At 40.5% G+C, this 24141-nt stretch carries 22 protein-coding genes, 2 tRNA genes, 2 pseudogenes and 1 riboswitch; of the genes and pseudogenes, 15 read left to right on the forward strand and 11 right to left on the reverse strand.

The window, feature by feature from the left end:
* Positions 1-34: 34 nt before the first annotated feature.
* From DYC50_RS08250 to DYC50_RS08275, 6 genes are all read left to right on the forward strand, one after another.
* A tRNA-Pro gene (locus DYC50_RS08250) sits at positions 35-111 on the forward strand.
* Positions 112-144: 33 nt separating this feature from the next.
* Positions 145-221 (forward strand) — tRNA-Arg (locus tag DYC50_RS08255).
* Between the two features lie 305 nt (positions 222-526).
* Complete coding sequence (locus DYC50_RS08260; RefSeq protein WP_115249774.1) at positions 527-1483, forward strand: ABC transporter permease; 957 nt, start codon at positions 527-529, stop codon at positions 1481-1483.
* Positions 1476-2444: an iron chelate uptake ABC transporter family permease subunit gene (locus DYC50_RS08265; RefSeq protein WP_115249775.1), complete on the forward strand. Its 969-nt coding sequence runs from the start codon at positions 1476-1478 to the stop codon at positions 2442-2444. Before DYC50_RS08260 ends, DYC50_RS08265 begins: the two co-directional genes overlap by 8 nt.
* On the forward strand, positions 2435-3208 hold the full coding sequence (locus DYC50_RS08270; protein WP_103852656.1) for an iron ABC transporter ATP-binding protein: 774 nt from the start codon (positions 2435-2437) through the stop codon (positions 3206-3208). The genes DYC50_RS08265 and DYC50_RS08270 overlap by 10 nt, the downstream gene beginning before the upstream one ends.
* A gap of 14 nt (positions 3209-3222) precedes the next feature.
* Positions 3223-4137, forward strand: a complete 915-nt coding sequence (locus tag DYC50_RS08275) for a siderophore ABC transporter substrate-binding protein (protein ID WP_115249776.1) — start codon at positions 3223-3225, stop codon at positions 4135-4137.
* A 68-nt stretch (positions 4138-4205) separates the two neighbouring features.
* Here the strand turns inward: DYC50_RS08275 and DYC50_RS08280 are convergent, their stop codons facing one another.
* From DYC50_RS08280 to DYC50_RS08300, 5 genes are all read right to left on the reverse strand, one after another.
* A complete protein-coding gene (locus DYC50_RS08280) occupies positions 4206-5306 on the reverse strand; it encodes a Gfo/Idh/MocA family protein (RefSeq protein WP_115249777.1) in 1101 nt (366 codons plus the stop codon).
* A 28-nt stretch (positions 5307-5334) separates the two neighbouring features.
* Positions 5335-6168, reverse strand: coding sequence for a carbohydrate ABC transporter permease (locus DYC50_RS08285; RefSeq protein ID WP_115249778.1), 834 nt, complete (start codon positions 6166-6168; stop codon positions 5335-5337).
* A 1-nt stretch (position 6169) separates the two neighbouring features.
* Positions 6170-7048 (reverse strand): carbohydrate ABC transporter permease, encoded by an 879-nt coding sequence (locus DYC50_RS08290; RefSeq protein ID WP_115249779.1) that lies wholly within the window; start codon positions 7046-7048, stop codon positions 6170-6172.
* A 73-nt stretch (positions 7049-7121) separates the two neighbouring features.
* Positions 7122-8471, reverse strand: coding sequence for an ABC transporter substrate-binding protein (locus DYC50_RS08295; protein ID WP_115249780.1), 1350 nt, complete (start codon positions 8469-8471; stop codon positions 7122-7124).
* Between the two features lie 32 nt (positions 8472-8503).
* A complete protein-coding gene (locus DYC50_RS08300) occupies positions 8504-9604 on the reverse strand; it encodes an ABC transporter ATP-binding protein (protein WP_115249781.1) in 1101 nt (366 codons plus the stop codon).
* 156 nt (positions 9605-9760) lie between these two features.
* Between DYC50_RS08300 and DYC50_RS08305 the strand changes: the two genes are divergently transcribed.
* The 4 genes and pseudogenes from DYC50_RS08305 to DYC50_RS10820 all read left to right on the forward strand — a co-directional run.
* A complete protein-coding gene (locus DYC50_RS08305; RefSeq protein ID WP_115249782.1) occupies positions 9761-10477 on the forward strand; it encodes a FadR/GntR family transcriptional regulator in 717 nt (238 codons plus the stop codon).
* Positions 10464-11540: a Gfo/Idh/MocA family protein gene (locus DYC50_RS08310; protein WP_115249783.1), complete on the forward strand. Its 1077-nt coding sequence runs from the start codon at positions 10464-10466 to the stop codon at positions 11538-11540. Before DYC50_RS08305 ends, DYC50_RS08310 begins: the two co-directional genes overlap by 14 nt.
* A 63-nt stretch (positions 11541-11603) precedes the next feature.
* Positions 11604-12199: pseudogene (locus DYC50_RS08315) on the forward strand (IS1595 family transposase).
* Between the two features lie 43 nt (positions 12200-12242).
* A pseudogene (locus tag DYC50_RS10820) lies at positions 12243-12353 on the forward strand (ABC transporter); the annotation flags it as partial.
* Between the two features lie 77 nt (positions 12354-12430).
* On the opposite strand, the gene ilvN reads toward DYC50_RS10820, so the two are convergent.
* From ilvN to DYC50_RS08335, 3 genes are all read right to left on the reverse strand, one after another.
* A complete protein-coding gene (gene ilvN / locus DYC50_RS08325) occupies positions 12431-12922 on the reverse strand; it encodes an acetolactate synthase small subunit (RefSeq protein WP_017805703.1) in 492 nt (163 codons plus the stop codon).
* Positions 12922-14640 carry an acetolactate synthase 3 large subunit gene (locus DYC50_RS08330; protein ID WP_115249784.1) on the reverse strand — a complete coding sequence of 573 codons (1719 nt, stop codon included), beginning with the start codon at positions 14638-14640 and terminating at the stop codon, positions 12922-12924. The genes ilvN and DYC50_RS08330 overlap by 1 nt, the downstream gene beginning before the upstream one ends.
* Positions 14641-14908: 268 nt before the next feature.
* Positions 14909-16432 (reverse strand): Na+/H+ antiporter NhaC family protein, encoded by a 1524-nt coding sequence (locus DYC50_RS08335; protein ID WP_115249785.1) that lies wholly within the window; start codon positions 16430-16432, stop codon positions 14909-14911.
* Between the two features lie 95 nt (positions 16433-16527).
* A riboswitch (Lysine riboswitch) is annotated at positions 16528-16703 on the reverse strand.
* 288 nt (positions 16704-16991) lie between these two features.
* Here DYC50_RS08335 and DYC50_RS08340 point away from each other — a divergent pair.
* Positions 16992-17396, forward strand: coding sequence for an H-NS family histone-like protein (locus DYC50_RS08340; RefSeq protein WP_115249786.1), 405 nt, complete (start codon positions 16992-16994; stop codon positions 17394-17396).
* Positions 17397-17480: 84 nt separating this feature from the next.
* Positions 17481-18317 (forward strand): formyltetrahydrofolate deformylase, encoded by an 837-nt coding sequence (purU, locus tag DYC50_RS08345; RefSeq protein WP_115249787.1) that lies wholly within the window; start codon positions 17481-17483, stop codon positions 18315-18317.
* 100 nt (positions 18318-18417) lie between these two features.
* On the opposite strand, the gene DYC50_RS08350 is transcribed toward purU, so the two are convergent.
* Positions 18418-19044 (reverse strand): NAD(P)-dependent oxidoreductase, encoded by a 627-nt coding sequence (locus DYC50_RS08350; protein WP_115249788.1) that lies wholly within the window; start codon positions 19042-19044, stop codon positions 18418-18420.
* A gap of 146 nt (positions 19045-19190) precedes the next feature.
* Between DYC50_RS08350 and DYC50_RS08355 the strand changes: the two genes are divergently transcribed.
* Positions 19191-19526, forward strand: a complete 336-nt coding sequence (locus tag DYC50_RS08355; protein WP_218564406.1) for a winged helix-turn-helix transcriptional regulator — start codon at positions 19191-19193, stop codon at positions 19524-19526.
* Positions 19527-19651: 125 nt separating this feature from the next.
* On the opposite strand, the gene thrS is transcribed toward DYC50_RS08355, so the two are convergent.
* Positions 19652-21592, reverse strand: coding sequence for a threonine--tRNA ligase (gene thrS, locus DYC50_RS08360; RefSeq protein ID WP_115249789.1), 1941 nt, complete (start codon positions 21590-21592; stop codon positions 19652-19654).
* Positions 21593-21819: 227 nt separating this feature from the next.
* Positions 21820-22470: a glutaredoxin 2 gene (gene grxB, locus DYC50_RS08365; RefSeq protein ID WP_115249790.1), complete on the reverse strand. Its 651-nt coding sequence runs from the start codon at positions 22468-22470 to the stop codon at positions 21820-21822.
* Positions 22471-22622: 152 nt separating this feature from the next.
* Here grxB and DYC50_RS08370 point away from each other — a divergent pair, with 152 nt between their 5' ends.
* Positions 22623-23492 carry a fructosamine kinase family protein gene (locus tag DYC50_RS08370; protein ID WP_115249791.1) on the forward strand — a complete coding sequence of 290 codons (870 nt, stop codon included), beginning with the start codon at positions 22623-22625 and terminating at the stop codon, positions 23490-23492.
* Positions 23489-24136, forward strand: coding sequence for a hexitol phosphatase HxpB (gene hxpB, locus DYC50_RS08375; protein ID WP_115249792.1), 648 nt, complete (start codon positions 23489-23491; stop codon positions 24134-24136). Before DYC50_RS08370 ends, hxpB begins: the two co-directional genes overlap by 4 nt.
* The last annotated feature ends 5 nt before the right edge of the window (positions 24137-24141 follow it).

Here is a 24141-nt window from a genome sequence, read left to right on the forward strand (position 1 = left end):
ATCTAAAAAGAAAACTATAATGGCACACATCTTTCGGCGAGTAGCGCAGCTTGGTAGCGCAACTGGTTTGGGACCAGTGGGTCGTAGGTTCAAATCCTATCTCGCCGACCACTTCTCTTCATATATTATATATCCATTTGAAATGCGCCCTTAGCTCAGCTGGATAGAGCAACGGCCTTCTAAGCCGTAGGTCATTGGTTCGAATCCAATAGGGCGTGCCATTATAATGAATTCCTTTTTATCTAAAATCCTATTCTGAAATTAATATTTTCCTAAATAATTTAAATTCTCGATTTTTCATATTCTATTTACTTTTACTTACAATGAAAAAAGTCATGGATAAATACTAAGGGTATAATAATTCACCAATTTATTATCCTATTTTATTTATCAATTCCGAGCTATTTCTCCCTCTTGAATATTACCCCAAAAACAACCGCACTTTTTTCTTTTCAGTGATGGATTTGCGTGTTAATATCAATATAATTATTTATGCTAATTATTCTCATTTGTAAATTCTATTAATATGGTTAAACGCCGTTATTTGTTTATCTTATTATTGTTGCTTTCGGGTATTTCGCTGTTTTTGGGTGTGAGTACGGTTAATTTGCAAGGCTTGCTGGCCTTTGAATCCGCCCAGTGGCAGATCTTTTTAATCAGCCGTGTGCCGCGTTTGGTGAGTATTTTAATTGCGGGGGCATCATTGAGTATTTGTGGTTTGGTGATGCAGCAGTTGAGCCGCAATCGCTTTGTTTCTCCGACAACCGCAGGCACAATGGATAGCGCAAGGCTTGGCATTTTAATTGCAATGTTGCTGTTACCTTCTGCGTCAATGTTGCTCAAAACCAGTGTGGCGATTCTGGTTTCTTTTCTTGGTACGTTATTGTTTATGACGCTACTCTCTCGCCTCAAATTTAAAGATACCATTTTCGTGCCGTTGGTGGGCATTATGTTTGGCAATATTATTAGCTCAATCACCGCTTTTATCGCCTACCAACAAGATCTGTTACAAAATCTCTCTGGTTGGTTGCAAGGGGATTTTTCCTTAGTGATGACTGGGCGTTATGAAATGTTATATTTCAGCGTGCCAGCGCTTGTTCTTGCCTATGTGTTTGCCAATCGCTTTTCCATTGTGGGAATGGGGCAAGACTTTGCTGTTAATCTCGGTTTGAACTATCAGCAAGTGTTGTATTTAGGCTTGGCGATTGTAGCAACGGTGTCATCGATCATCATTGTTTCTGTGGGGGTGATTCCCTTTCTCGGGCTGATTATCCCTAATATTGTTACCCTTTATTTAGGCGATAATTTGAAAAAAGTGCTTTCTCACACCGCGCTACTAGGCGCAGTTTTTGTGCTTTTTTGTGATATTTTAGGGCGTTCGCTGATTTATCCTTACGAAATTTCCATTAACGCCATTGTAGGCGTGTTCGGCAGTGCCATTTTTCTTTATATGCTGTTAAAACAAAGGATTCAAAATGGCTAAGCGTTTCTATAATCCTAAAAAATCATTGATTTTACTCAGTATTTTTGCCTTGCTGAGCGTGGTGCTATATGTGTTTTATCATCTGCCTAGCCGTTGGGAATATGCCTTATACAACCGCGCCCTCGCCGTGCTTGCTATTGTAATGACTGGTATAGCAATTGCACTGGCGACAATGATCTTTCAAACCATTGTGAATAATCGCATTTTAACGCCAAGTATTTTGGGCTTGGATAGCCTTTATTTGCTCATTCAAATCCTGATTATTTTTCTCTTTGGTTCTAACACCTTAACCTCAATGAACCCCATTGTGTTATTTTTTGCTTGCACCAGTTTGATGATTTTATTCGCAATGGGGCTATATCATTTTCTGTTTAAAACGGAGCAGCAAAGCCTGTTTTTCCTACTTTTAGTGGGGATCATTTTTGGTACATTTTTCCAAAGCTTAACCTCCTTTATGGAGGTGCTGATCGATCCGAACGAATTTCAGATTGCGCAAGATATTGGCTTCGCCAGTTTTAACCGCATCAATATTGATATTTTATGGATCGCATTGGTTGGCTTGCTCGCCACCATTCTTTATACCCTGCGCTATGTGCATTATTTTGATGTGCTTGCCCTTGGGCGTGAACAAGCAATTAATTTAGGCGTAGATTATCTGGCGATCACTAAACGATTACTCATTGTCGTGGCAATTTTGACTTCAATTTCCACCGCACTTGTGGGGCCTTTAACCTTCTTAGGCTTATTGGTAATGAACGTGACCTTTGAATTTATTCGCACTTATCGCCACGCGGTGTTAATCCCCGCGGCAATGTTGATTGCGGTGATCACCCTTGTTTTCGGGCAATTATTGGTATCCCAAGTTTTCACCTTTAATACAACCCTAAGCATTATTGTGAATTTTGTCGGTGGGGTGTATTTCCTTTATCTGTTATTAAGAGCAAATAAAAAATGGCAATAGAAATTAAAAATATTAATAAAACCTATGGCACGAAAAAAGTGGTGGATAACCTTTCGGTAACCATTCCGCGCGGTAAAATCACCTCTTTTATTGGCCCAAATGGTGCAGGAAAAAGCACGGTTCTTGCCATTATCAGCCGTTTATTGCGCGCCGATAGCGGCACCGTGAGCCTAAATGGCGTACCGTTAGATCAACAAAAAAGCAGCGACATTGCCAAGCAGCTTTCTATTTTAAAACAATCCAACCACATTAATTTGCGTTTAACGGTGGAAGAATTAGTTGCTTTTGGACGTTTTCCTTATAGCCAAGGAAATTTAACCAAAAACGACCGCACTTTTATTGATAATGCCATTGAATATATGGATTTAGGCGAGTTTCGTCATCAATATATTAATCAGCTCAGCGGTGGGCAGCGTCAGCGCGCTTATATTGCAATGACCTTGGCGCAAGATACGGATTATATTTTGCTTGATGAACCGCTGAATAATTTGGATATGAAACATTCCGTACAAATTATGCAGGTGCTACACAAGCTCACCAAAGAATTAAATAAAACCGTGGTGATTGTAATCCACGATATTAATTTTGCGTCTTGCTATTCCGATTACATTATCGCAATGAAAGACGGAAAATTGGTGCATCAAGGGGACGTTGCGACAATGATGCAAGAACCGATTTTAGCCAGCATTTATGATATGCCAATCCCAATTCAACAAATTAATCAGCATAAAATTGCTGTGTATTTTCGACATCAATCAGCTTAATACAGGAGTATGCTATGAAAAAAACCTTATCAACCCTTGCCCTTAGCCTTTGTGCGTTACTCGGTGTTGCCAGCGCCAATGCGGCAGACATCACGGTAGAAAACGCTGCGGGCAAACAAGTTGTGCCACAAAACCCTAAGCGTGTGGTGGTGCTTGATTTTTCTGCGGTGGATACCATTCGTGCGTTAGGGGCGAAAGACAGCATTGTCGGCATTAGCAACGCAGGAAAAGTGCCTGACTATTTGAGTGAATTTAGCAAAGAAAATTACCCAAGCGTTGGTGTGCCTCCAGAACCGGCCTTTGAGAAAATCAATGATCTTCACCCTGATCTGATCATCGCCACCGGTCGCCAAGAAAAAGTGTTGGATCGCTTAAAAGAAATTGCCCCAGTGTTTTTCGTGAAAGTGGATTACGCTAATTTCTATCCAAGTTTCCAACAAAATATCCACGCCTTTGGACAAATTTTTGATAAACAGCAATTGGCCGATGAAAAACTGGCACAGCTAGACAAGCAAATGAAAGCCCTTGCCGAGAAAACCAAAGGCAAAACCGCCCTACTCGCTTTAGTCAATGAAAGCCGTATGAGTGCCTTTGGCGAAAACTCACGCTACGGCATTGTGTACAGCGGATTTGGCTTCACCCCAATTGATAAAAACATCAAATCTTCCACGCACGGAATGAGCATTGGTTTTGAATATGTGCTAGAGAAAAATCCAGATTATTTGTTGGTTGTCGATCGCACTGCGGCAATTACCGATAAAGCCAACAACGCAAAAACTGTGTTAGACAACGCCATTATCCAGCAAACCCAAGCCTATAAAAATAACCACATTGTTTACTTAAACGCTGCAAATTGGTACTTAACTTTTGGCGGTTTAGAAAGTATGGGTATTATGATTGATGAAGTAAAAAGTGCGGTGGAAAAATAAGAGATTTTTTCTTATAACAAACTGCACTATATAAATTTCCCCCTTAAAAGGGGGAAATATTTATCTCTCTACATCACCTCTCGTACTTCCACCTTACGATTTTCATAACGAGATTTTGTACAAGCATCCGCTGTGGCAATTACGGCTCTTGCTGCTTCCCCTGTGAGTAATTTCTCAAATTCTGGGCTTGGTTTCATACCGTGCATAATGTCATTTAAGTATTTCATTTCTTTACGCATTACGGAATTAAGCCATAGCGGGGTACGTTTGCCGGGGTGACCGTATTGAATCGCGCCATCCATTTCTGTTCCTGTATAAATTCTGGTGCGATCATCATCTTCTTCTTGGCTTTCGTGAATCAAAAAGTGGCTATCTTTGCCGTCCACGCGTAAGGTGCCGCCACAATGGAACATATCTAATTTAATTGCCCCTTTTTCCCCTTGAATCAGCACATAATGCTCTCCCCAGCGGAAGGCTGATCCCCACTCCAACACGGCAAATCGGCCATCATCAAATTCAAGGTTAAGAAATAACATATCATCCTCATCCCCAAATTGTTCTCCTTGATGTGTGACATTACCCGCTGTCATCGTCACCGTTTTCGGCATTCCGCCCATTAAAAATTGCACGCAATCTAATTCGTGAATATGGTGATATAAATGTCCACCTGACTTTTCTCTCATTTTTTTCCAAGAAACAGAGGGCTGAACATCTTCCCAGCCATTACGTGCGGTATGGCAATAAAGCACTTTACCAATCACGCCTTGATTAATCAGTTCTTTGGCGTGATGCACGCCATTAAAGAAATTCATAATATGCCCAGCCATAAAAACTACACCGTTCTCCTCACAGGCTCTGACCATTTCATCGCAGTCTTGATAACTGAGTGCAATAGGCTTTTCACAAAAAACGTGTTTTTTATATTTTGCCGCCAGTAGCACCGGTTCTTTATGTAAATAATTCGGTGTTGCCACAATCACACAATCCACATCTGGGCGAGATACAGCAGCTTCCAACGAATCGGCCGCATCACAACCTAATTCCTTAGCGATTGTTTGACCATTTTCTGGATCATAGACAACCACCACTTTTGCATCCTCATTTTCATTCATAATTCTGGCTAAATCAGCACCAAAATAGCCGACACCAATTACCGCATAATTTTTCATTTGATTTCTCCTAAAAGAATAGATAAGTTTATTTCACTGAGCCTTCAGAAAGCCCACCTGCAATTTTGTTTTGGATAAAAGTGAAGAACAGTACGGACGGCAACACAACCAAGACGGAAGCAGCCATCATATCTCCCCAATCTAAAATCTCTGCACCATTTAATGAACGCAACGCCACAGCCACTGTCATTTTGCTTGTGTCATTCACCAAAATCAGTGCATATAAGAACTCATTCCACGCATTAATAAAGGTATAAATTGCCGTTGCCACAATGCCGGGCGCTACTAGTGGCAGAACGATTTTAAAGAACACCGTAAATTTATTTGCCCCATCGATCCGCGCGGCTTCTTCAATTTCGATAGGCACCGTGCGGAAAAAGCCAACCAATAACCAAACGGCATAAGGCACACTAAATGAGAGATACACCACGATAAGCCCCGTCATTGTATTGGTTAGCCCCACTTTCGCCATGGCGATGGAATAAGGAATGGCTAAGAGAATTGGGGGGAAAATATAGGTGGTAACCAATAATTTCGACATTATTGCTCCCAATTTCGGGAAAAATCGAACAATACCATAAGCCGCCATTGCGGAAATAACGATAGCGATGGCCGTGGTAATCAGGGCGATAAATAAGCTATTTTTGATATTCACGATAAAATGGAGATCATTGATAACGTGTTCAAAGTAGTCCAAAGTAAATACCTTTGGCCAAAAACGGGTGGGTTCACTGGTTAATTCCCCTTTACCTTTAATAGAAGAAAGGATAATCCATACCAAAGGGAATACAGCAACCACTGTCGCAATTAATAGAAATAGATGTGCAACAATATCACCTAAAATCGATTTTTTCGTTTTCATTTTATTCCCCCTCTTTTTCCCAACGGCTAATCACTTTGAAATAGATAAAGCAAACAAGTAATAGGAAGATAAATAGCAGCACTGTTACCGCTGAAGAACGACCGAGCATTTTGGTTCCCCAGCCCATATTGTAGGCAAAGATAGGTAAAGTCATTGTTGAGTTTGCTGGGCCGCCCCCTGTGATGAGATAAATAATATCGAAATTGTTAAATACCCAAACCGTGCGTAAAACCACTAACAGTCCAATGACAACGCGAATATGCGGTAAGGTAATATGGCGAAACACTTGCCACGCATTTGCCCCATCAATTTTGGCTGCTTCATATTGTTCTTGTGGCACAGTTTGTAAGGCAGAAAGCACATTAACCATAATTAATGGCGCACCGAACCAAACATTAATAAACACAAGGCTTATAAACGCCCAAGTCCTATCAGAAAGGAAGTGCGGGGCAATCTCCATTAAGCCGAGTTTCACAATCATATTTGGCAAATAGCCATATACACCGTTTAAAATCCATTGCCACGAAAAAGCAATCACAATGGTTGGAAATGCCCACGGAATAATTAATAAGATTTTGTATAACCATTGCAAATGACGAATACGATGTAATGCCATTGCAAGGGCAAATCCCACTAAGACTTGTCCAACCAATGAACAAATTGTCCATAATATCGAATGAGAAAATGCCAACCAAAAACTCGGATCGTTAATGACCGCCACATAATTATCAAACCCGACAAATTTCCAGTTAGGCATAATCAAATTCTTATTGGTAAAGCTGTAAAAAATGCTTGATAAGAATGGATAGATGAATAATACCGATACCACTATCATCGCAGGCAGGACAAAAATCCACCTTGTATAGTTTTTTTGATACATAAAGCCCCCTTCCCCATTATTGAGAATCTGTATCTACTTTGAGGATAATGGGCGGTGATGACCGCCCTAGAATTTATTGAGCAACCGTTTCAAATAAAGTATTTAGCTGATCTTCGGCTTTTTTAGCGGCTACCATCGGATCTGTGCCGTTCACCACAATATCTTGGAACATTGCTTCAATAATGTGCTGATTGGTTAATAAACCACCTTGTACGGTTGGCCCATATTCATACCCTATAGCGGTGCCGGTTTGTACTGCATCGGAAATCACTTTTTCTGCGTGAGCAAATTTCTTCACCATTGGGTTATCTCTATAAGCCGGCTCATTCGCAATATCTTTAAGAGCCGGTAACATTCCTACTGGCACTGAAGCAAGGAATTTAATATAACGATCTTTATCATAAAGTGTTTTAATAAAGGCTTTACTAATTTCAGGATGCTTGGAGTGTTTCCAAACCACTAAAGGAATATTCGCTGTTTCCAAACCATAATCGGGATCATTCACCTTCATTTTTGGCACGGGGTAAGCATCAACAAAATCTAATAATTGTGGTGTATTCGCTTGAACACCGCCAATCTGGAAACCGGAATTAAAGTCAAACGCAGTTTTTCCTTGATAATACAAAGTTGCTTGTTGCAACACATTGTAGTTAATTGCATCTTTCGGTGAAGTTTCTTTATACATTTTCACCCAATATTTTATGCCATCTTGTGGAATTTCACTGGTAAGATCCACTTTGAGATCTTTAGTAAGCAAACTACTGCCACGGCTTTTTACGTATAAATTCAAAAAACGCGTTGCAATAAAATCATTGGTACCCATTGGTACAGATAGACCATATACCCCCTCTTTTGTTAATGCCTTAGCTGCTTGATACAATTCATCCCACGTTTTGGGCACAGGTAATCCGTTTTTCTCTAATAGATCTTTCCTAATCCACATCACTTGTGCATGAGAATATAAAGGAAGCGAGTAATTATACTTTCCAACAGTCCCTTCATTAATCGCGGCAGTTGAGAATCGCGCTCTGCCCAACTCATCAATCAAATCGTTAATTGGGGCTAATGCCTCCACATTGATCATCTCAACCACTTGATTCGGTAATGCGGTGCTCAAATCCGGCACATTGCCTGAAGCCAATCCGGTTGTCCACTTGGTATAAAAGTCATTCCACGAAAAGGTTTCAATTTTGATCCGCACTTTAGGATTTTTTTGCATAAAGTCATTCGCGGCCGCTTGAATCACTTCTAATCTTGGTCCTTGAGTAAAGGAGTGCCACATCGTAATATCACCAGCGAATTCTGATGATTCTGTACTCACGTTTGTATTGGCTATTTGTGATTTCTCATCTTTACAGCCATTAAGCACTAATGTGGCAAACACCACAGATGCTGCAACGGTTAATAATTTTTTCAGTTTCATAATTTCACCTCATTTTCAAAAGTAATGAGCAGTTACAACAAAGATTGCTCTGTGGTTGGATCAAAGAAATGCGCTCGCCTCATATCAAACGCAAGTGTGATTTGCTGTTCCATTTCAATTTTTTGCCGTGAATGCACAATGGCTTTAATTGGCTGCCCGCCTAATTGGGTATGCACGATATATTCAGCCCCCAACAATTCCGCCACATAAACAGGCGCAGTCACCCGTGCATTTTGGTATGATCCCAATACTAATGGCTCATTGGTAATATTTTCAGGACGAATACCTAAAATCACTTCCTGATGCGCTTTACCTAGATAAACTAAATGCTGCCAAATTTCCTCAGGTATCGCTAAGCGATACTGATCTGAGGTTAAAAATGCCTGATTCTCCAATCGCCCTCTTAAAAAGTTCATTGTCGGCGCACCGATAAATCCGGCAACAAACAAATTTTCCGGTTTATCATAAATCGCTTTGGGTGTACCAATTTGTTGCACCACGCCAGCATTCATTACCACAATGCGATCAGCCATTGTCATTGCTTCCGTTTGATCGTGAGTCACATAAATCGTGGTCGCATTCAGTTTTTTATGGATACGAATAATTTCTGCGCGCATATTACTGCGCAACTTAGCATCTAAATTTGAAAGGGGTTCGTCCATTAAAAAAACCTTCGGCGAGCGCACGATTGTTCTGCCCAAAGCAACACGTTGCCGCTGCCCGCCGGATAAGGCTTTTGGTTTACGAGCAAGTAATTCCTCTAAGCCTAAAATGGTTGCCGCCTCACGCACTTTTCGATCAATTTCCGCCTTATCAACGTTGCGCAATTTCAACGCAAATGCCATATTTTCGTAAACCGTCATATGCGGATAAAGTGCATAAGATTGAAATACCATTGCGATGTCGCGATCTTTCGGCTCAACATCATTCACACGACGATCGTCAATAAAGAAATCCCCTTCGGAAATATCTTCCAATCCCGCTATCATTCGCAATGTGGTAGATTTACCACAACCTGAAGGCCCAACTAATGCAATGAACTCTTTATCCGCCACTTCCAGATTAAAATCTTTCACCGCTTCAAAGCCATTGCGATAACGTTTATAAATATGTGATAAAGAAAGTGTTGCCATAACCTATCCTTTTTCGTTTTCAACTTAATATTTAACTGACAAAAAGTTAAAAATAAGCTATTATTTAAACAATATAGAGATAAGACATCATATCTCTAAAATTTAGAGATATGATGTCTTAAATTGTGTAAAAATTCTGCGATAAAGATCACAAAAATGAAAAAATCAGAAAAAAAAGCAAAAAATCTTGCTTTACAAGAAGAAATTAAACAGTTCATCTTACAAAAACGAATGCGGGCGGGTGATTTAATGCCAACTGAAAATGAACTGATGGAATATTTGAACGTAAGCCGTTCTAGTCTTCGAGAGGCAATTAAATCCTTAGAGGCCTTACATATTTTAGATATTCGGCACGGTGTAGGCACTTTTATCAGTAAATCCTCACTCATCCCAATGATTCAAAGTCTTGCCTTCCATACAGAGTTACAGTTGCAAGATAATGTGAAGTACTTATTAGACATTTTAGATATTCGCGAAATTTTACAATATGGCTTTGCCCCCCTTGCGCTCGCCAATATTCGAGATGAAGAAGTCGAAATGCTGCAAAAACTCAGTGTAGAATTACAACATCTTGCACGAAAAAACAAATTTTCGGTTGAATTAGAATATCAAATTCATCTACAAACCTATCAAGCCATTCAAAATCCTTTGCTTTCTCAATATCTTGATGCGTTTTGGCAAATTTTTCAGCAGCAAGAAAAGAATTTTCCCATTGCTACCACCACGCCCACAGAGATTGCATTACAGTATCGAGAATGGGTTGATGCCGTAGAAGCTCGCGATGTAAATCGTTTCCAACACGCTGTACTACTTTATTTCCGCACACTACGCCAACGCTTACAACAAAAGGAAAAAGAAAATGAACACCATTAATGTTGCCCTTGTTGGTTGTGGCTTCTTTGGTCAACAACTAGCCCCGGCTTTTAATAAATTCCCCGCAAAATTAGTCGGCGTAACCGATTTGCAGATAAATCTGGCACAGGACATCGCCGAACAACATAAAACACTAGCCTACGCGGATTTAAATACACTACTTACTCAACAAAAAGTCGATCTCGTACTCATCGCCACCTATAATGATAGTCATCGCCAACTTGCTGAAATCGCTATACGAAAAGGTTGTGCTGTCTTTATTGAAACGCCTTTCACCATTAATGCTCAAGATGCCCATCAGCTAGTCCAGTTAGCAAAAGAAAATAACGTTCCGCTTTTTGTTGGACACTGCTTGCGTGTCTTACCTGGTTTACAACAAGCCAAACAATTATTAGCGCAACACGCATTAGGGAAATTAACGGTCGTACGAGCAAACCGTCAGCGCTGGATTAACCCCATTTTTGAAAAAGACTGGTGGAAAAATAATATCCAACTCACTGGCGGAAAACTCTTTCACGAAATTCACGAACTGGATCTACTTACTTGGTTAGTTGGTGAGGTTGAATCCGTATTTGCCCAATCCACAAATCGGGCTCATCTAGAAACGCCAGATCATCACGACATCATTCAATTATTACTCCAATTTAAAAATGGCGTTTTCGGCTCTTTAGAAATGGGCACAGCATATCGCTTGCCTAAATGGGATATTGCGATTCACGGCGAATTAGGATCAATGATGATTAATTTCTTCACTTCTACTGTGACCCTAACTTTTGCCAATGGCAAACGTGATCATTTCAATATGTACAATGAATTCGAGGCGGATCTATCTTTACGCGAAAGCAGCAAAGGCATCCAAAAATATGGACAACCTAATGAACACTGCCCTTATTGGATGACAAGAGCCATTGAGCTAGAGGCTGAAAGTGTATTTCATCAACTCTTAAATCGACAACCAAGTGTTTTAGCTGAGCTTCCAGCCGATGCCATTTATATTGCCAGTGCTGCAAACCAATCTATGCAGAATAAATTCTTAGCTCAGGTAAAATATTTTGATAAATAGACAATATTTTTAGGGGTTGCCCTAGATAACGACTGAAAACTTCATTTAGGTTAATATACCCTTATGAGAAAAAGTCGTCTAGATCAGCATAAATAAATTTCTCGAACTTATTTGTTGCGGATATTACAGCAAGGACAATGGTAAAGTTAGTCAATGTAAACAAAACGATACCTGCTGCATGCTATTTTCATCGTGTACACCTGATAATTTATCAAAAGCTTTCACTTATAGATGTTTGAGGGCGAAATTGAAGCGGATGAAAGCTACTTCATAGGTACTTTTGATCGTGGTGAGAGATATTCGGAGACTTCTAAAGCGTAATGGCAAGCTTTATACTGTTTTGTTTTCTAATACTTGAGCAGTTACCTTGCTACCTATTATTTGGGAATAAGTAAAACCTGATAGTATTATTTACACCGATACTTATCATAGTTATTATGTACTTTGTATAAATGAATTTAATCATTTTCACATCAATCACAGCACATATTTGAGAATTTTTGACGCCAATCAAAACGTTATTTACACAAATTTAATGGGGTATTCCAAAAGCCTAATTTAAGCTTTATTCAAAAGAATGCGAATAGAGTTTTACTTACCGTGATATAAAGATTCAAATTTCCTATTTAAAAAATTGGTTAAAAAGTCTAGTTATCTAGGACTATTCCAAATTTTATAACTATACTAGATAATGATTAAACAAAAAATAACCACATTGTTTACTTAAACGCCGCAAATTGGTATTTAACTTTCGGTGGCTTGGAAAGTATGGGCATTATGATTGATGAAGTAAAAAGTGCGGTGGAAAAATAGGGGATTTTTTCCTACGCAATAAATTGAATAAAGCATTTAGGCGATTACCTAAATGCTTTTTATTATTAAACAATAAGTTACAAACAATTTTTCTCGCCACGTGAAAGGCTGATTAAGCCTGAACGAACAATTTCAATCAGCGAACTTTCTTCTTTTAATGCTTTCACAAAAGCATCAAGTTTGTCTTTCGTTCCCACTAATTGAATGGTGTAGGATTTGGTGGTAACGTCCACGATTTGTCCGCGGAAGATTTCCGCCAAGCGTTTTAACTCATCACGGGAACTGCCTTGCGCACGCACTTTCACCAACATCACTTCACGCTCAACGTGTTCACAATCGCTTAGGCTGATCACTTTAAACACATCTACCAATTTATGCAGTTGCTTTTCAATTTGCTCTAGCACTTGCTCATCGCCGTAAGCCTCAATGGTCATACGCGAAAGCGTGGGATCATCGGTGGGTGCAACAGTTAGGCTTTCAATATTAAAAGCACGCTGAGAAAATAAGCCCACCACGCGGGATAACGCCCCTGATTCATTTTCTAATAACACTGATAAAATTCTACGCATTAGGCTTTCTCCGGTTTGGTTAAAATCATTTCGTTCATTGCACCACCACGCACTTGCATTGGGTAAACGTGTTCCGTTTCATCAACTTTAATGTCTACAAAAACAAGTTTGTCTTTAATGGCAAAGGCTTGCGCCAATTTTTCTTCCAATTCTTCAGGACGATCAATTTGAATGCCAACGTGTCCGTAAGATTCCGCCAGCTTGACGAAATCTGGCAATGAGTTCATATAAGATTGCGAATGACGCCCCGAATAAATCAAATCTTGCCATTGTTTTACCATTCCTAAAAAGCGATTATTTAAGCTAATAATCACCACAGGAATGCCATATTGTTGCGCCGTGGACAGCTCTTGAATATTCATTTGAATACTGCCGTCTCCCGTTACGCACACCACCGTTGCCTCTGGGTGAGCCAATTTCACACCTAATGCTGCAGGCAATCCAAATCCCATTGTGCCAAGCCCGCCTGAGTTGATCCAATGGCGTGGCGTATCAAAAGGATAATGCAAGGCGGCGAACATTTGGTGCTGCCCTACATCTGATGCCACATAGGCTTTGCCCTTGGTTAGACGATAAACAGTTTCAATCACCTGCTGTGGTTTAATCACGCCACTATTGCGATCAAAATCCAAGCATTTCACCGCTTTCCATTCATCAATTTGTTTCCACCAATCGCTCAGATCCGCTTGAGATTTGGCTAAGTTATCTTCTTCCAATAAAGCTAACATTTCATTTAACACATTTTCTGCACTGCCCACAATCGGAATTGCCGCTGGTACATTTTTAGAAATGGACGTTGGGTCAATATCAATATGCACCACCTTGGCATTCGGGCAATATTTTTCCAAATTATTGGTAGTGCGATCATCAAAACGCACGCCAATGGCAAAGATTAAATCACTGTGGTGCATTGCGTTATTCGCTTCGTATGTGCCGTGCATTCCTAACATTCCTAAGAACTGTTTATCCGTACTTGGAAATGCACCTAGTCCCATTAAGGAAGAGGTAACAGGTAGATTTAATTGTTTCGCAAATTGGTGAATTTGTTCACTACAATTTGCCGTGATCGCCCCTCCACCAATGAAAAGCACGGGCTTTTTCGCCACCAATAAGGCTTTCAAGGCTTTTTTGATCTGCCCTTTATGCCCTTGCACTGTCGGGTTATAAGAACGCAAGCTGATTTCTTGCGGATAGGTATAAGTATATTTATTAGCCGGGTTTAGCACATCTTTCGGCAAATCAATCACCACCGGCCCCGGACGACCTGTGGAGGCAATATAAAACGCCTTTTTGATCACTTCAGGCAAATCTTCTGCCCGTTTAACTAAAAAGCTGTGTTTCACCACTGGGCGAGAGATCCCCACCATATCGCATTCTTGGAACGCATCACTGCCGATCAAGCCAGACATTACTTGTCCAGAAATCACCACTAAAGGTACAGAATCCATATACGCAGTGGCAATCCCTGTAATGGCATTGGTTGCCCCGGGACCTGATGTGACTAACACACAGCCCACTTCCCCTGTGGAACGTGCATAGCCGTCTGCCATATGCACGGCGGCTTGCTCGTGGCGCACCAAAATATGCTCAATGCCGCCTAATGTGTGGATAGCATCATAAATATCCAACACCGAGCCACCGGGGTAGCCAAATACAAATTTTACGCCCTGATCACGCAAGGATTGCACAACCATTTCCGCACCTGATAATTTTTTCATTGTTACCTCGCAAAAATTTGCGGAATTTGCACCGCACTTTTGTTTTTTAATTAACGATGATTATTTGTAACGGATTGAGAATGGCTTGTCTAGCAAGATTTGAATGAAAAGAGCGGTGATTTTTCAGAATAAATTTCTAAAAATTCTGAGAATTCGATATTTTATAAAATAAAATTCAGCTAAAAATAAAAAAATGCGACAATCTGCCGCATTTTATAAAATAGACGAAATAAAATTTTATTTCCAATTTTGTGATCTAGATCACATTCTAACGTCTTTTAAATAAGAAAATGAGCGCAACCAAGGTGATTGCTGTGGCAATAAAGCCAAACACGCCTGAGGCGGTATAACCGACCACAAGATAGCCTACAATGGTTGCAGCGGCTAAGGTTAAGGCATAAGGTAACTGGGTGGTAACGTGATCCATATGGTTACATTTCGCCCCAGTGGAAGACAAAATGGTGGTATCGGAAACTGGTGAACAGTGGTCGCCACACACCGCCCCTGCCATTACGGCCGAAAGACAAGGCAGCATTAATTCTGGCGCCGCATTGGCGGCAATGGCTGCGGCGATTGGCAACATAATGCCGAATGTTCCCCAGCTTGTTCCTGTTGAGAACGCCATTACTGCACCTAATACAAACAATAACGCAGGCAACACAGCCACAGGTAAATTGCCAGACACAAGGCTAGATAAATAAGTCCCTGTTTTCATATCGCCCACAACATTATTGATTGTCCAAGCGAAGAATAAAATCAAAATCGCACCAAGCATTGATTTCACGCCAACGATCCAAGATTTGGCGTATTCTGCAAAACTCACTTGACGATCAATCAAAATACAAAGGGTTGCCACAACAATTGAAGCACAGCCGCCCACCACTAAAGAAATCCCTACCGTAGTGTTTTCAAATGCGCCTAATACAGAGAAAGGTTTACCGTCTGCGGCAAGGGCTTCATTACCTGTGTGCAACATCATAAATACCGTTGCACCAATTAAGGTAACGATAGGTAAAATCAAGTTGCGAACGTGGCCTTTCACGCCGTTTTGCTCATCTTGATCTTCTTCCGTTCTTTCAAGAGCGAGTTTTTCGTGTCTTGCCATTGAGCCAATGTCAAAAGAGAAATACGCCACGAAGAACACCATTAAGATAGAGAAAATCGCGTAGAAGTTCATCGCACTCATTGCCATAAATGCCCCGATTGGGGTGTAATCTGTAATGGCGTAAGTGGCAAGCAAGCCTGAAATTAAAGTGATAATGTACGCGCCCCAACTTGAAACAGGCATAATCACACACATTGGCGCGGCGGTGGAATCCAAAATATAGGCTAGTTTCGCACGAGAAACTTTGAATTTATCCGTAACAGGACGGGCAATCGCCCCCACTGCAAGGCTATGGAAATAGTCATCAATAAAGGTAACAAAGACCAAAGAAGCCGCCATTAATTTCGCGCCACGGCGATTTTTAATGCGTTTTTGTGCCCATTCCGCAAAGGCACGATTGCTGCCAGATACCGTTAAAAGTGCGGTCAAAATTCCCAATAATAATAGGAATAAAATGATGTTGATGGTATCAAAATTCCAACCGTCATCACCATATACCAAAGATTGCACGGTATTCTTTAAGTAAATCGCCGTGTTGGCAATGTTGAAATCTGCCAACATTAATGAGCCAATTAAAATACCAATGCTTAAGGATAAAATCACTTTACGCGTGAAAATCGCCAATAATAAGGCTAACAGGGGCGGGACAACCGACCAAATTGATGTGGAATAATCTAAGAGTTCCATTATTGTTCTACCTAAAATAAGGGAGAACCACTGAAGTTTACTATTTTAAAGAAGGGTGAAAATTTAAAATAAAAAGGCAGGCAAAATTACCCAACCTAACCAGTAGCGCTCCATAGTTGTTAAAAAGACTATGACAGTAACGTTTCTTTCGAAAACGCTCCCAACCAATTAAAATGACTTTTAATTGATTTCGGCAACGATTCCTTTCCTTTTTCCTCATCGTTATCCACTCAGAAAAAATACTTATAATAGTTGCACCTCTACATACGTAGGACAGTGCAAAGATTACAAACAAGTCAGCAAAAAAGCAAGGGCTGAACGCAAAAATCCCGACATTTTATCTTTATATAAGAAAATTTCTTACGCAAAGGATTGCGTGTATTAAAAGCAAGCTAACTTATTAAAAATAATAAAAATATAACCGCACTTTCAGCAAGGAATTAGTTACAAAAATAAACATATTGCTTATTTAATTAATTTTTCTGTTTACCTTTAATAATATTTTAGTTATTATCTCCTTGGTAGTATTAATTTAATATCGTTATTTGAGGAGATGAAAATGAGCGATTTATTAAAATCATTAAAAAATATTCGTAGCCTGCGTGCTGCGGCAAAAGAGTTAAGTTTAGACGAACTTGAGTCTTCATTAGAGAAATTAAAAACTGTATTAGAAGAAAAACGTGAAGAATTAGCGCAAGCAGCTAAGCAAGAAGCAGAAAGACTAAAAGCCCTTGCTGAAGCCCATAATTTCCTAAAAGAAAGAGGTATTGCGCCAGAGGAATTAGTTTCTGAACAAACTAATGCGCCAAAAGCGCCACGTCAAAAACGTCCTGCTCGTCCAGCGAAATATCAATTCACTGATGACAATGGCAACGTAAAAACCTGGACTGGTCAAGGCAGAACCCCGCTTCCAATTCAACGTGCATTAAATGCAGGTAAATCATTATCTGATTTCGAAATTTAATTTCTTACGATAAAAAGTAAAGCATTCTGTGCTTTACTTTTTTTATTTCTCTTTTTTATAACATCATAACTATTACACAACATTATGCTAGAAAAGAAAATTTTACTGACAAATTGTCCCGATGATAAAGGCTTAATCGCCAAAATTACCAACATTTGTTATAAACATCAGCTTAACATTATTCATAATAATCAATTTGTTGATTTTGAAACAAAACATTTCTTTATGCGCACCGAATTAGAAGGGATTTTTAATGATGAAACCCTGCTTGCGGATCTCAATTTTAGCTTGCCAGTTGGCACCAATAACCAATTAATTAGCGTGAAGAAAAAACGCATCGTTATTTTAGTCACCAAAGAAGCCCATTGTTTGGGTGATATTTTAATGAAAAACTACTACGGTGGTTTAGATGTTGAAATTGCTGCCGTGATTGGAAATCACGATACCTTAAGAAATTTAGTGGAACGTTTTGACATTCCGTTTTATTGTATTAGCCACGAAGGATTAACCCGCGTTGAACACGATAAATTATTAGCAGATAAAATCGATCAATATGCGCCAGATTATATTGTGCTAGCGAAATATATGCGAGTGTTAAACCCTGAATTTGTTGCCCGTTATCCAAACCGTGTGATTAATATCCACCACTCTTTCTTGCCTGCCTTTATTGGCGCAAGACCTTATCATCAGGCCTATGAGCGTGGCGTGAAAATTATTGGTGCGACTGCGCATTTCATTAATAATGAATTAGATGAAGGACCAATTATTATGCAAAACGTAATTAATGTGGATCACACATACAGTGCAGATGCAATGATGCGTGCAGGCCGTGATGTGGAAAAAACCGTTCTCACCAAAGCCTTAGATCTCGCCCTGCAAGATCGGATTTTTGTTTATAAAAACAAAACTATCGTGCTATAAAGTGCGGTGGTTTTTGTGCGAATATTATCATTCAAATCATAAAAAAGAGCGGTCAAAATTTTCAGATTTTTGACCGCTCTTTTTATACTTTATTTATGATTTATGACAACACCGAAATGCGTTCGCGAATGTGTTTACCATTCAATGCTTCATCAATCATTGCAATGGCATAATCGGCATAGCTCACATAGCTTTCGCCTTTTTCATTGACCGTGAATACTTCACCAGCCAAGCGGTATGTGCCTGTTTTTGCCCCTTCAGGATCGAACACCGCTGCTGGGCTAAGATAAGTCCATTGAACATCATCACGCTTACGCAATTCTGCCAATGCCTGTGCCATTGCTTGAGCTAAAGGTTTATATTCCGCTGGGAAATCTGGCGTATCAGCAAGTTGTACGGCTAGGCTAGCATCAGTATAAAGGCTACCTGCTCCGCCTACAACAAGCAAACGCACCTTTGTTCCCGCCAAAATATCACATAAATGGGCAAGCGATGTGCTATGCTGTGGTAAAGTTTCTGGCGTCCACGCAGCAAAAGCATCAATCACCACATCAAAGCCTGCAAGATCCGCTTTGGTTAAATCAAACAAATCTTTTTTAAGCACTTGTTGTGCCGCGCTGTGATTTTCACCGCGTACCACTGCGGTAACCTCTAAACCACGCGCTACTGCTTCAGCTACGATCAAACGCCCTGCTTTTCCATTTGCACCAATTACTGCGACTTTCATTTTTTTCTCCTGTTTAATGATAAAAATTGTTGTATCTCGTTTTTGTTGAGCGTGATAATATCCCCCTAGCAAACAAAAAGAAAGTAAGCACCAAAAAGTGCAGTAGTTACCTTTGAGAAACTTATATTGAAAAATAAGGAAAAATTGTGAAAGAAAAAGAGAAAAAATTACCCGATTGTGAAGTAGAAATTACCTTAATGATGATGAGTGAACGCTGGCGTGTGTTGATTATTCGAGAATTATTATCTGGCACAAAGCGTTTTGGTGAATTGAAAAAAACCTTAACTGGTATTTCGCAAAAAGTGCTAACGGCGAATTTAAGAGCAATGGAAACACAAGGATTATTAACGCGAAAAGTCTATGCAGAAGTGCCACCAAGGGTGGAATATACACTAACTGAAGACGGCAAAAGCCTAAAAAGCGTACTGACGGCAATGGCGGCGTGGGGTGAGAATTATCGTCAAAAATATCAAGAGAAATAAAATCTGGAAAAAATCACCGCACTTATTAAAAACGCAAAAACGCTTAAAAGTGCGGTGATTTTTCGGTAGTTTTTTTATGACAAAATAAAAGCGAGCATTTAGCTCGCTTTCTTATTGTTTGTGAATTAATCTTGTCCAAGCTCACCAAGCAATTTTAACTCGCGGTTTTTCACTTGGTTTTTCAGAATTTCGGTAAATTCTGCTACGGTGAACGTACCTAAATCTGCGCCTTTACGGGTACGCACGGCGATTTTGCCTTCGGCAATTTCTTTATCGCCACAGACCAACATATAAGGCACACGTTTTAAGGTGTGTTCACGGATTTTAAAGCCGATTTTTTCGTTGCGTAAATCCGCTTTGGCACGCAAGCCTGCGTCAGAAAGGGCTTTCACCACATCTTTCACATAATCCGCTTGGCTGTCGGTAATGTTCATCACCACCGCTTGGGTTGGTGCAAGCCAAGGTGGGAAGAAACCTGCGTAATCTTCGGTGATAATACCGATAAAACGCTCTAATGAACCTAAAATTGCACGGTGGATCATCACTGGTGTTTTGCGATCATTGTCTTCTGCCACATAAGAGGCATTTAAGCGCCCCGGTAAGGCGAAATCAAGCTGGATTGTGCCGCATTGCCATTCACGATCAAGGCTATCACGCAGGGCAAATTCAATTTTCGGCCCATAGAATGCCCCTTCGCCCTCTTGGATTTCATAATCTAAGCCATTGTGTTTTAACGCATTGGCTAAGCCCTGCTCTGCTCTGTCCCACATTTCATCAGAACCGATGCGTTTTTCTGGACGAGTAGAAAGTTTCACTTGAATATTGTTGAAACCAAAGGTGCTGTAAATATCGTAAACCATACGGATACAGCTGGTTACTTCGCTTTCAATTTGATCTTCGGTACAGAAAATATGCGCATCATCTTGAGTAAAACCGCGTACACGCATTAAACCGTGTAACGAACCTGATGGCTCGTTACGGTGGCACGAACCAAATTCCGCCATACGAATTGGCAGATCACGATATGATTTCAAGCCTTGGTTGAAAATTTGCACGTGTCCCGGGCAATTCATTGGCTTGATGGCATATTCACGGTTTTCTGATGAAGTCGTAAACATTAAATCGCCGTAGTTTTGCCAGTGGCCTGTTTTTTCCCACAACACGCGGTCCATCATAAATGGGCCTTTCACTTCTTGGTAATCGTACTCTTTCAATTTAGTACGCACGAAGGTTTCCAGCTCACGGAAAATCGTCCAACCATCATTGTGCCAGAACACCATACCCGGTGCTTCTTCTTGCATATGATAAAGATCAAGGGCTTTACCAATTTTACGGTGATCGCGTTTTGCTGCTTCTTCTAGGCGTTGTAAATAGGCGACAAGTTGTTTTTTATCTGCCCAAGCCGTGCCGTAAATACGTTGTAACATTTTGTTTTTACTGTCGCCACGCCAGTATGCACCCGCCACTTTTTGTAATTTAAAATTATGGCAAAAACGCATATTTGGCACGTGTGGCCCACGGCACATATCAATATATTCTTGGTGATGATAAAGCGCTGGCGTTGCGGTTTTTTCGATATTCTCATCTAAAATCGCCATTTTGTACGGCTCGCCACGCTGTTCAAACGTATCTCTTGCTTCTTGCCAACTTACTCGTTTTTTCACCACGTCATAGTTGGTTTTTGCCAGCTCGTGCATTCTTTTTTCAATGGCATCAAGATCTTCTTGCGTTAAAGAGCGGTCTAAATCCACATCATAATAGAAACCGTTTTCAATGGTTGGCCCGATTGCCATTTTCACATCAGGGAAAAGCTGTTTAATCGCGTGTCCTAACAAATGCGCGCAAGAGTGGCGAATAATTTCTAATCCGTCTTCATCTTTTGCGGTGATGATTTCTAAATTGGCATCTTGATCAATCAGATCGCACGCATCACGGCGTTCACCGTTCACACGCCCAGCGATGGTCGCCTTGGCTAAACCTGCACCAATATCCTGCGCCACTTCAAGCACAGTAACGGGTTTATCAAATTGGCGCTGTGAGCCATCGGGTAAAGTAATAATTGGCATATTAAATCCTTATACAGTGGTTACCCATACGAGAGGTAACTTGTTGATTAAAATAAAAATAAAGTAAAAAAGCACCGCACTTTGTTATACCTACAATGTATTTTTCGCACCGTGCTTTATAGGTTATCGAATTGCTTTTGCAATGACTTTCGATGCAAGCCCGTGATCATACGCTATTTTGCGCTGAAAACCAACTTTCTGCCCCATTTTACTGGGCTTTTTGTGGGTTAAACCGCTTTATCGAAATATAATTCCACTTGGGATAATTTTGCCATTGTTTCCACATAGGCTTTTACTTTCGGCGGGAATACAAGCCCTTTCACGCAAGTGAGATTACGCAACATTGGGAAAAGCAAAATGTCTTCCATAGAAAGCTGATCATTCACACCATTTTCTGACAAAATCAAATACTCAAGTGCGGTGAAATCTTGCTGTAATTTTTCGATATATTGGGCGGAATTTGCCAGATTTTCGGCAAAATCACCAATACTTTCCGTTTTCTTTTTAACGAAATAATCCACCGCACTTTGGGTAGCAAATTCAGGTAAGCCTAATTTCACAAAACGCGGTAATAAAAGATGATTATAATAACGGCTCACTGCCTGCATCCACGCTTGTAGATCGCTACGCACATCATCATCTGGCAACAACAGATCACCATAATTTTGATCCACATAATGGACAATATCCAAACTTTCTGGCATTGCCGTGCCGTCTTCTTTAATCAAAATTGGTGCCATTTTTTTGCCGATGAGTGCGACTGGCGTGGCTTCGTCATCACTCAATAACACGTGCTCTTCCACTGGCAAATTTTTCAAGCCAAAAATCATTCTGGCACGCACGCAGAATGGACAATGATCATAAACGTATAATTTCATTTTTTGCTCCTTACTAAACAATTTAAGCGAATAGACGCTACCTTACCGCAAATTTTTCTCCCCGCAAATAAAAAACTTGAAGTTCATCACAGATTATTTTGCCCATTTCCTTTATGATCAAGGCGTGGCGCAAGTTGAATATGGGAGGACTTATGTGGAAATCAATTTCTCAAGTTTTAGCCGAACATCTTGGTGCATATTATTTTATCAAGCAAAAACGCAAAGTGCATACTGGCGAAATGCACGAAGCTTGGATTATTGATGATGGAATCCAGCCCGTTTTTGTGAAAATTAATGAAAAATCCTACCGCTCTATGTTTCGCGCTGAAGCCGATCAGCTGGAGTTGCTAGCCAAAACAGGGACGATTCAAGTACCGCAAGTTTACGGCGTAGGCTGTTCACAAAACCACAGTTTTTTACTGCTCGAAGCCCTTCCTTTCAGCGAACCGAACGAACAATCAATGGCACAATTTGGCACGCAATTAGCCAACTTGCACCAATGGGGCAATGCCGAACATTACGGACTCGATTTTGACACTTGGCTTGGGCCGGTTTATCAGCCAAATGGTTGGTCGGATAATTGGGCAAAATTTTTCAGCGAACAACGCATTGGCTGGCAATTACAGATCTGCAAAGAGAAAGGTTTAGCCTTTACTGATATTGATCAATTGGTCGCCGTTGTCGCCAAAGGGCTAGCCAAACATCAGCCAAAACCAGCCTTGTTGCACGGCAATCTTTGGATTGAAAACTGTGCTGTGGCAAATGGCCAACCTTTTACTTACGATCCTGCCTGTTACTGGGGCGATCACGAATGCGATCTGGCATTTAGTGAATTATTCCAACCGTTCCCTGAAAAATTCTATCAAAATTATCACCGCACTTTGCCGATTGATGAAGGCTATGTGCAACGCAAACCGCTTTATCAGCTTTATTATTTGTTAAATTTTAGTCATCGTTTTTCTGCTCATTATGTGGCGCTTACCAAAGCGATCATTGAAAAAATACTCAAGGGGAATCTATGAAATTTCAAGCAGTAATCTTCGATATGGACGGTGTTTTAATTGATTCCGAACCTTTTTGGAAACAAGCGGGCGTGGAAGTATTTGAGCAAATTGGTATTCCTGTTAGCTTGCAAGAAATGCAAGAACTCACGGGAATGCCTGCTCTTGGCATTGTCAAAACCGTTTATCAACGCTATCAACAAACGCCTGTTCCTGTTGAAGAAATGGTCAAGCGAATGAATGACTGCGCCATTTCAATGATTTTGGAAAATAAGCCGTTAATGCCAAATGTGCCAGAAACCCTTGAAAAACTCACCGCACTTGGCTGCAAACTGGCGGTTGCTTCCGCTTCGCCACGTTATTTATTGGAACAAATCACCGAACGCTGCGGCATTGCGTCTTATTTCCAATATCTCTCCTCTGCCACAGAATTGGATTACAACAAACCGCATCCGCAGGTTTATTTACACGCAGCCCATCAATTAGGTGTTGAGCCCCAAGCCTGTTTAGGCATTGAAGATTCCGTGCTAGGAATGACCGCAGTGAAAGCCGCTTCAATGCGCTGCGCTGTTATCCCTGCACCCGTTGAACGCACCGATCCGCGTTGGGCATTAGCGGATTATCAACTAGAACAGCTAGCTCAAATTCCTGAGATTTGTGCATAAAAAAG

It is taken from the genome of Avibacterium avium (assembly GCF_900454535.1).
GTDB classification, from domain to species: Bacteria; Pseudomonadota; Gammaproteobacteria; order Enterobacterales; family Pasteurellaceae; genus Avibacterium; species Avibacterium avium.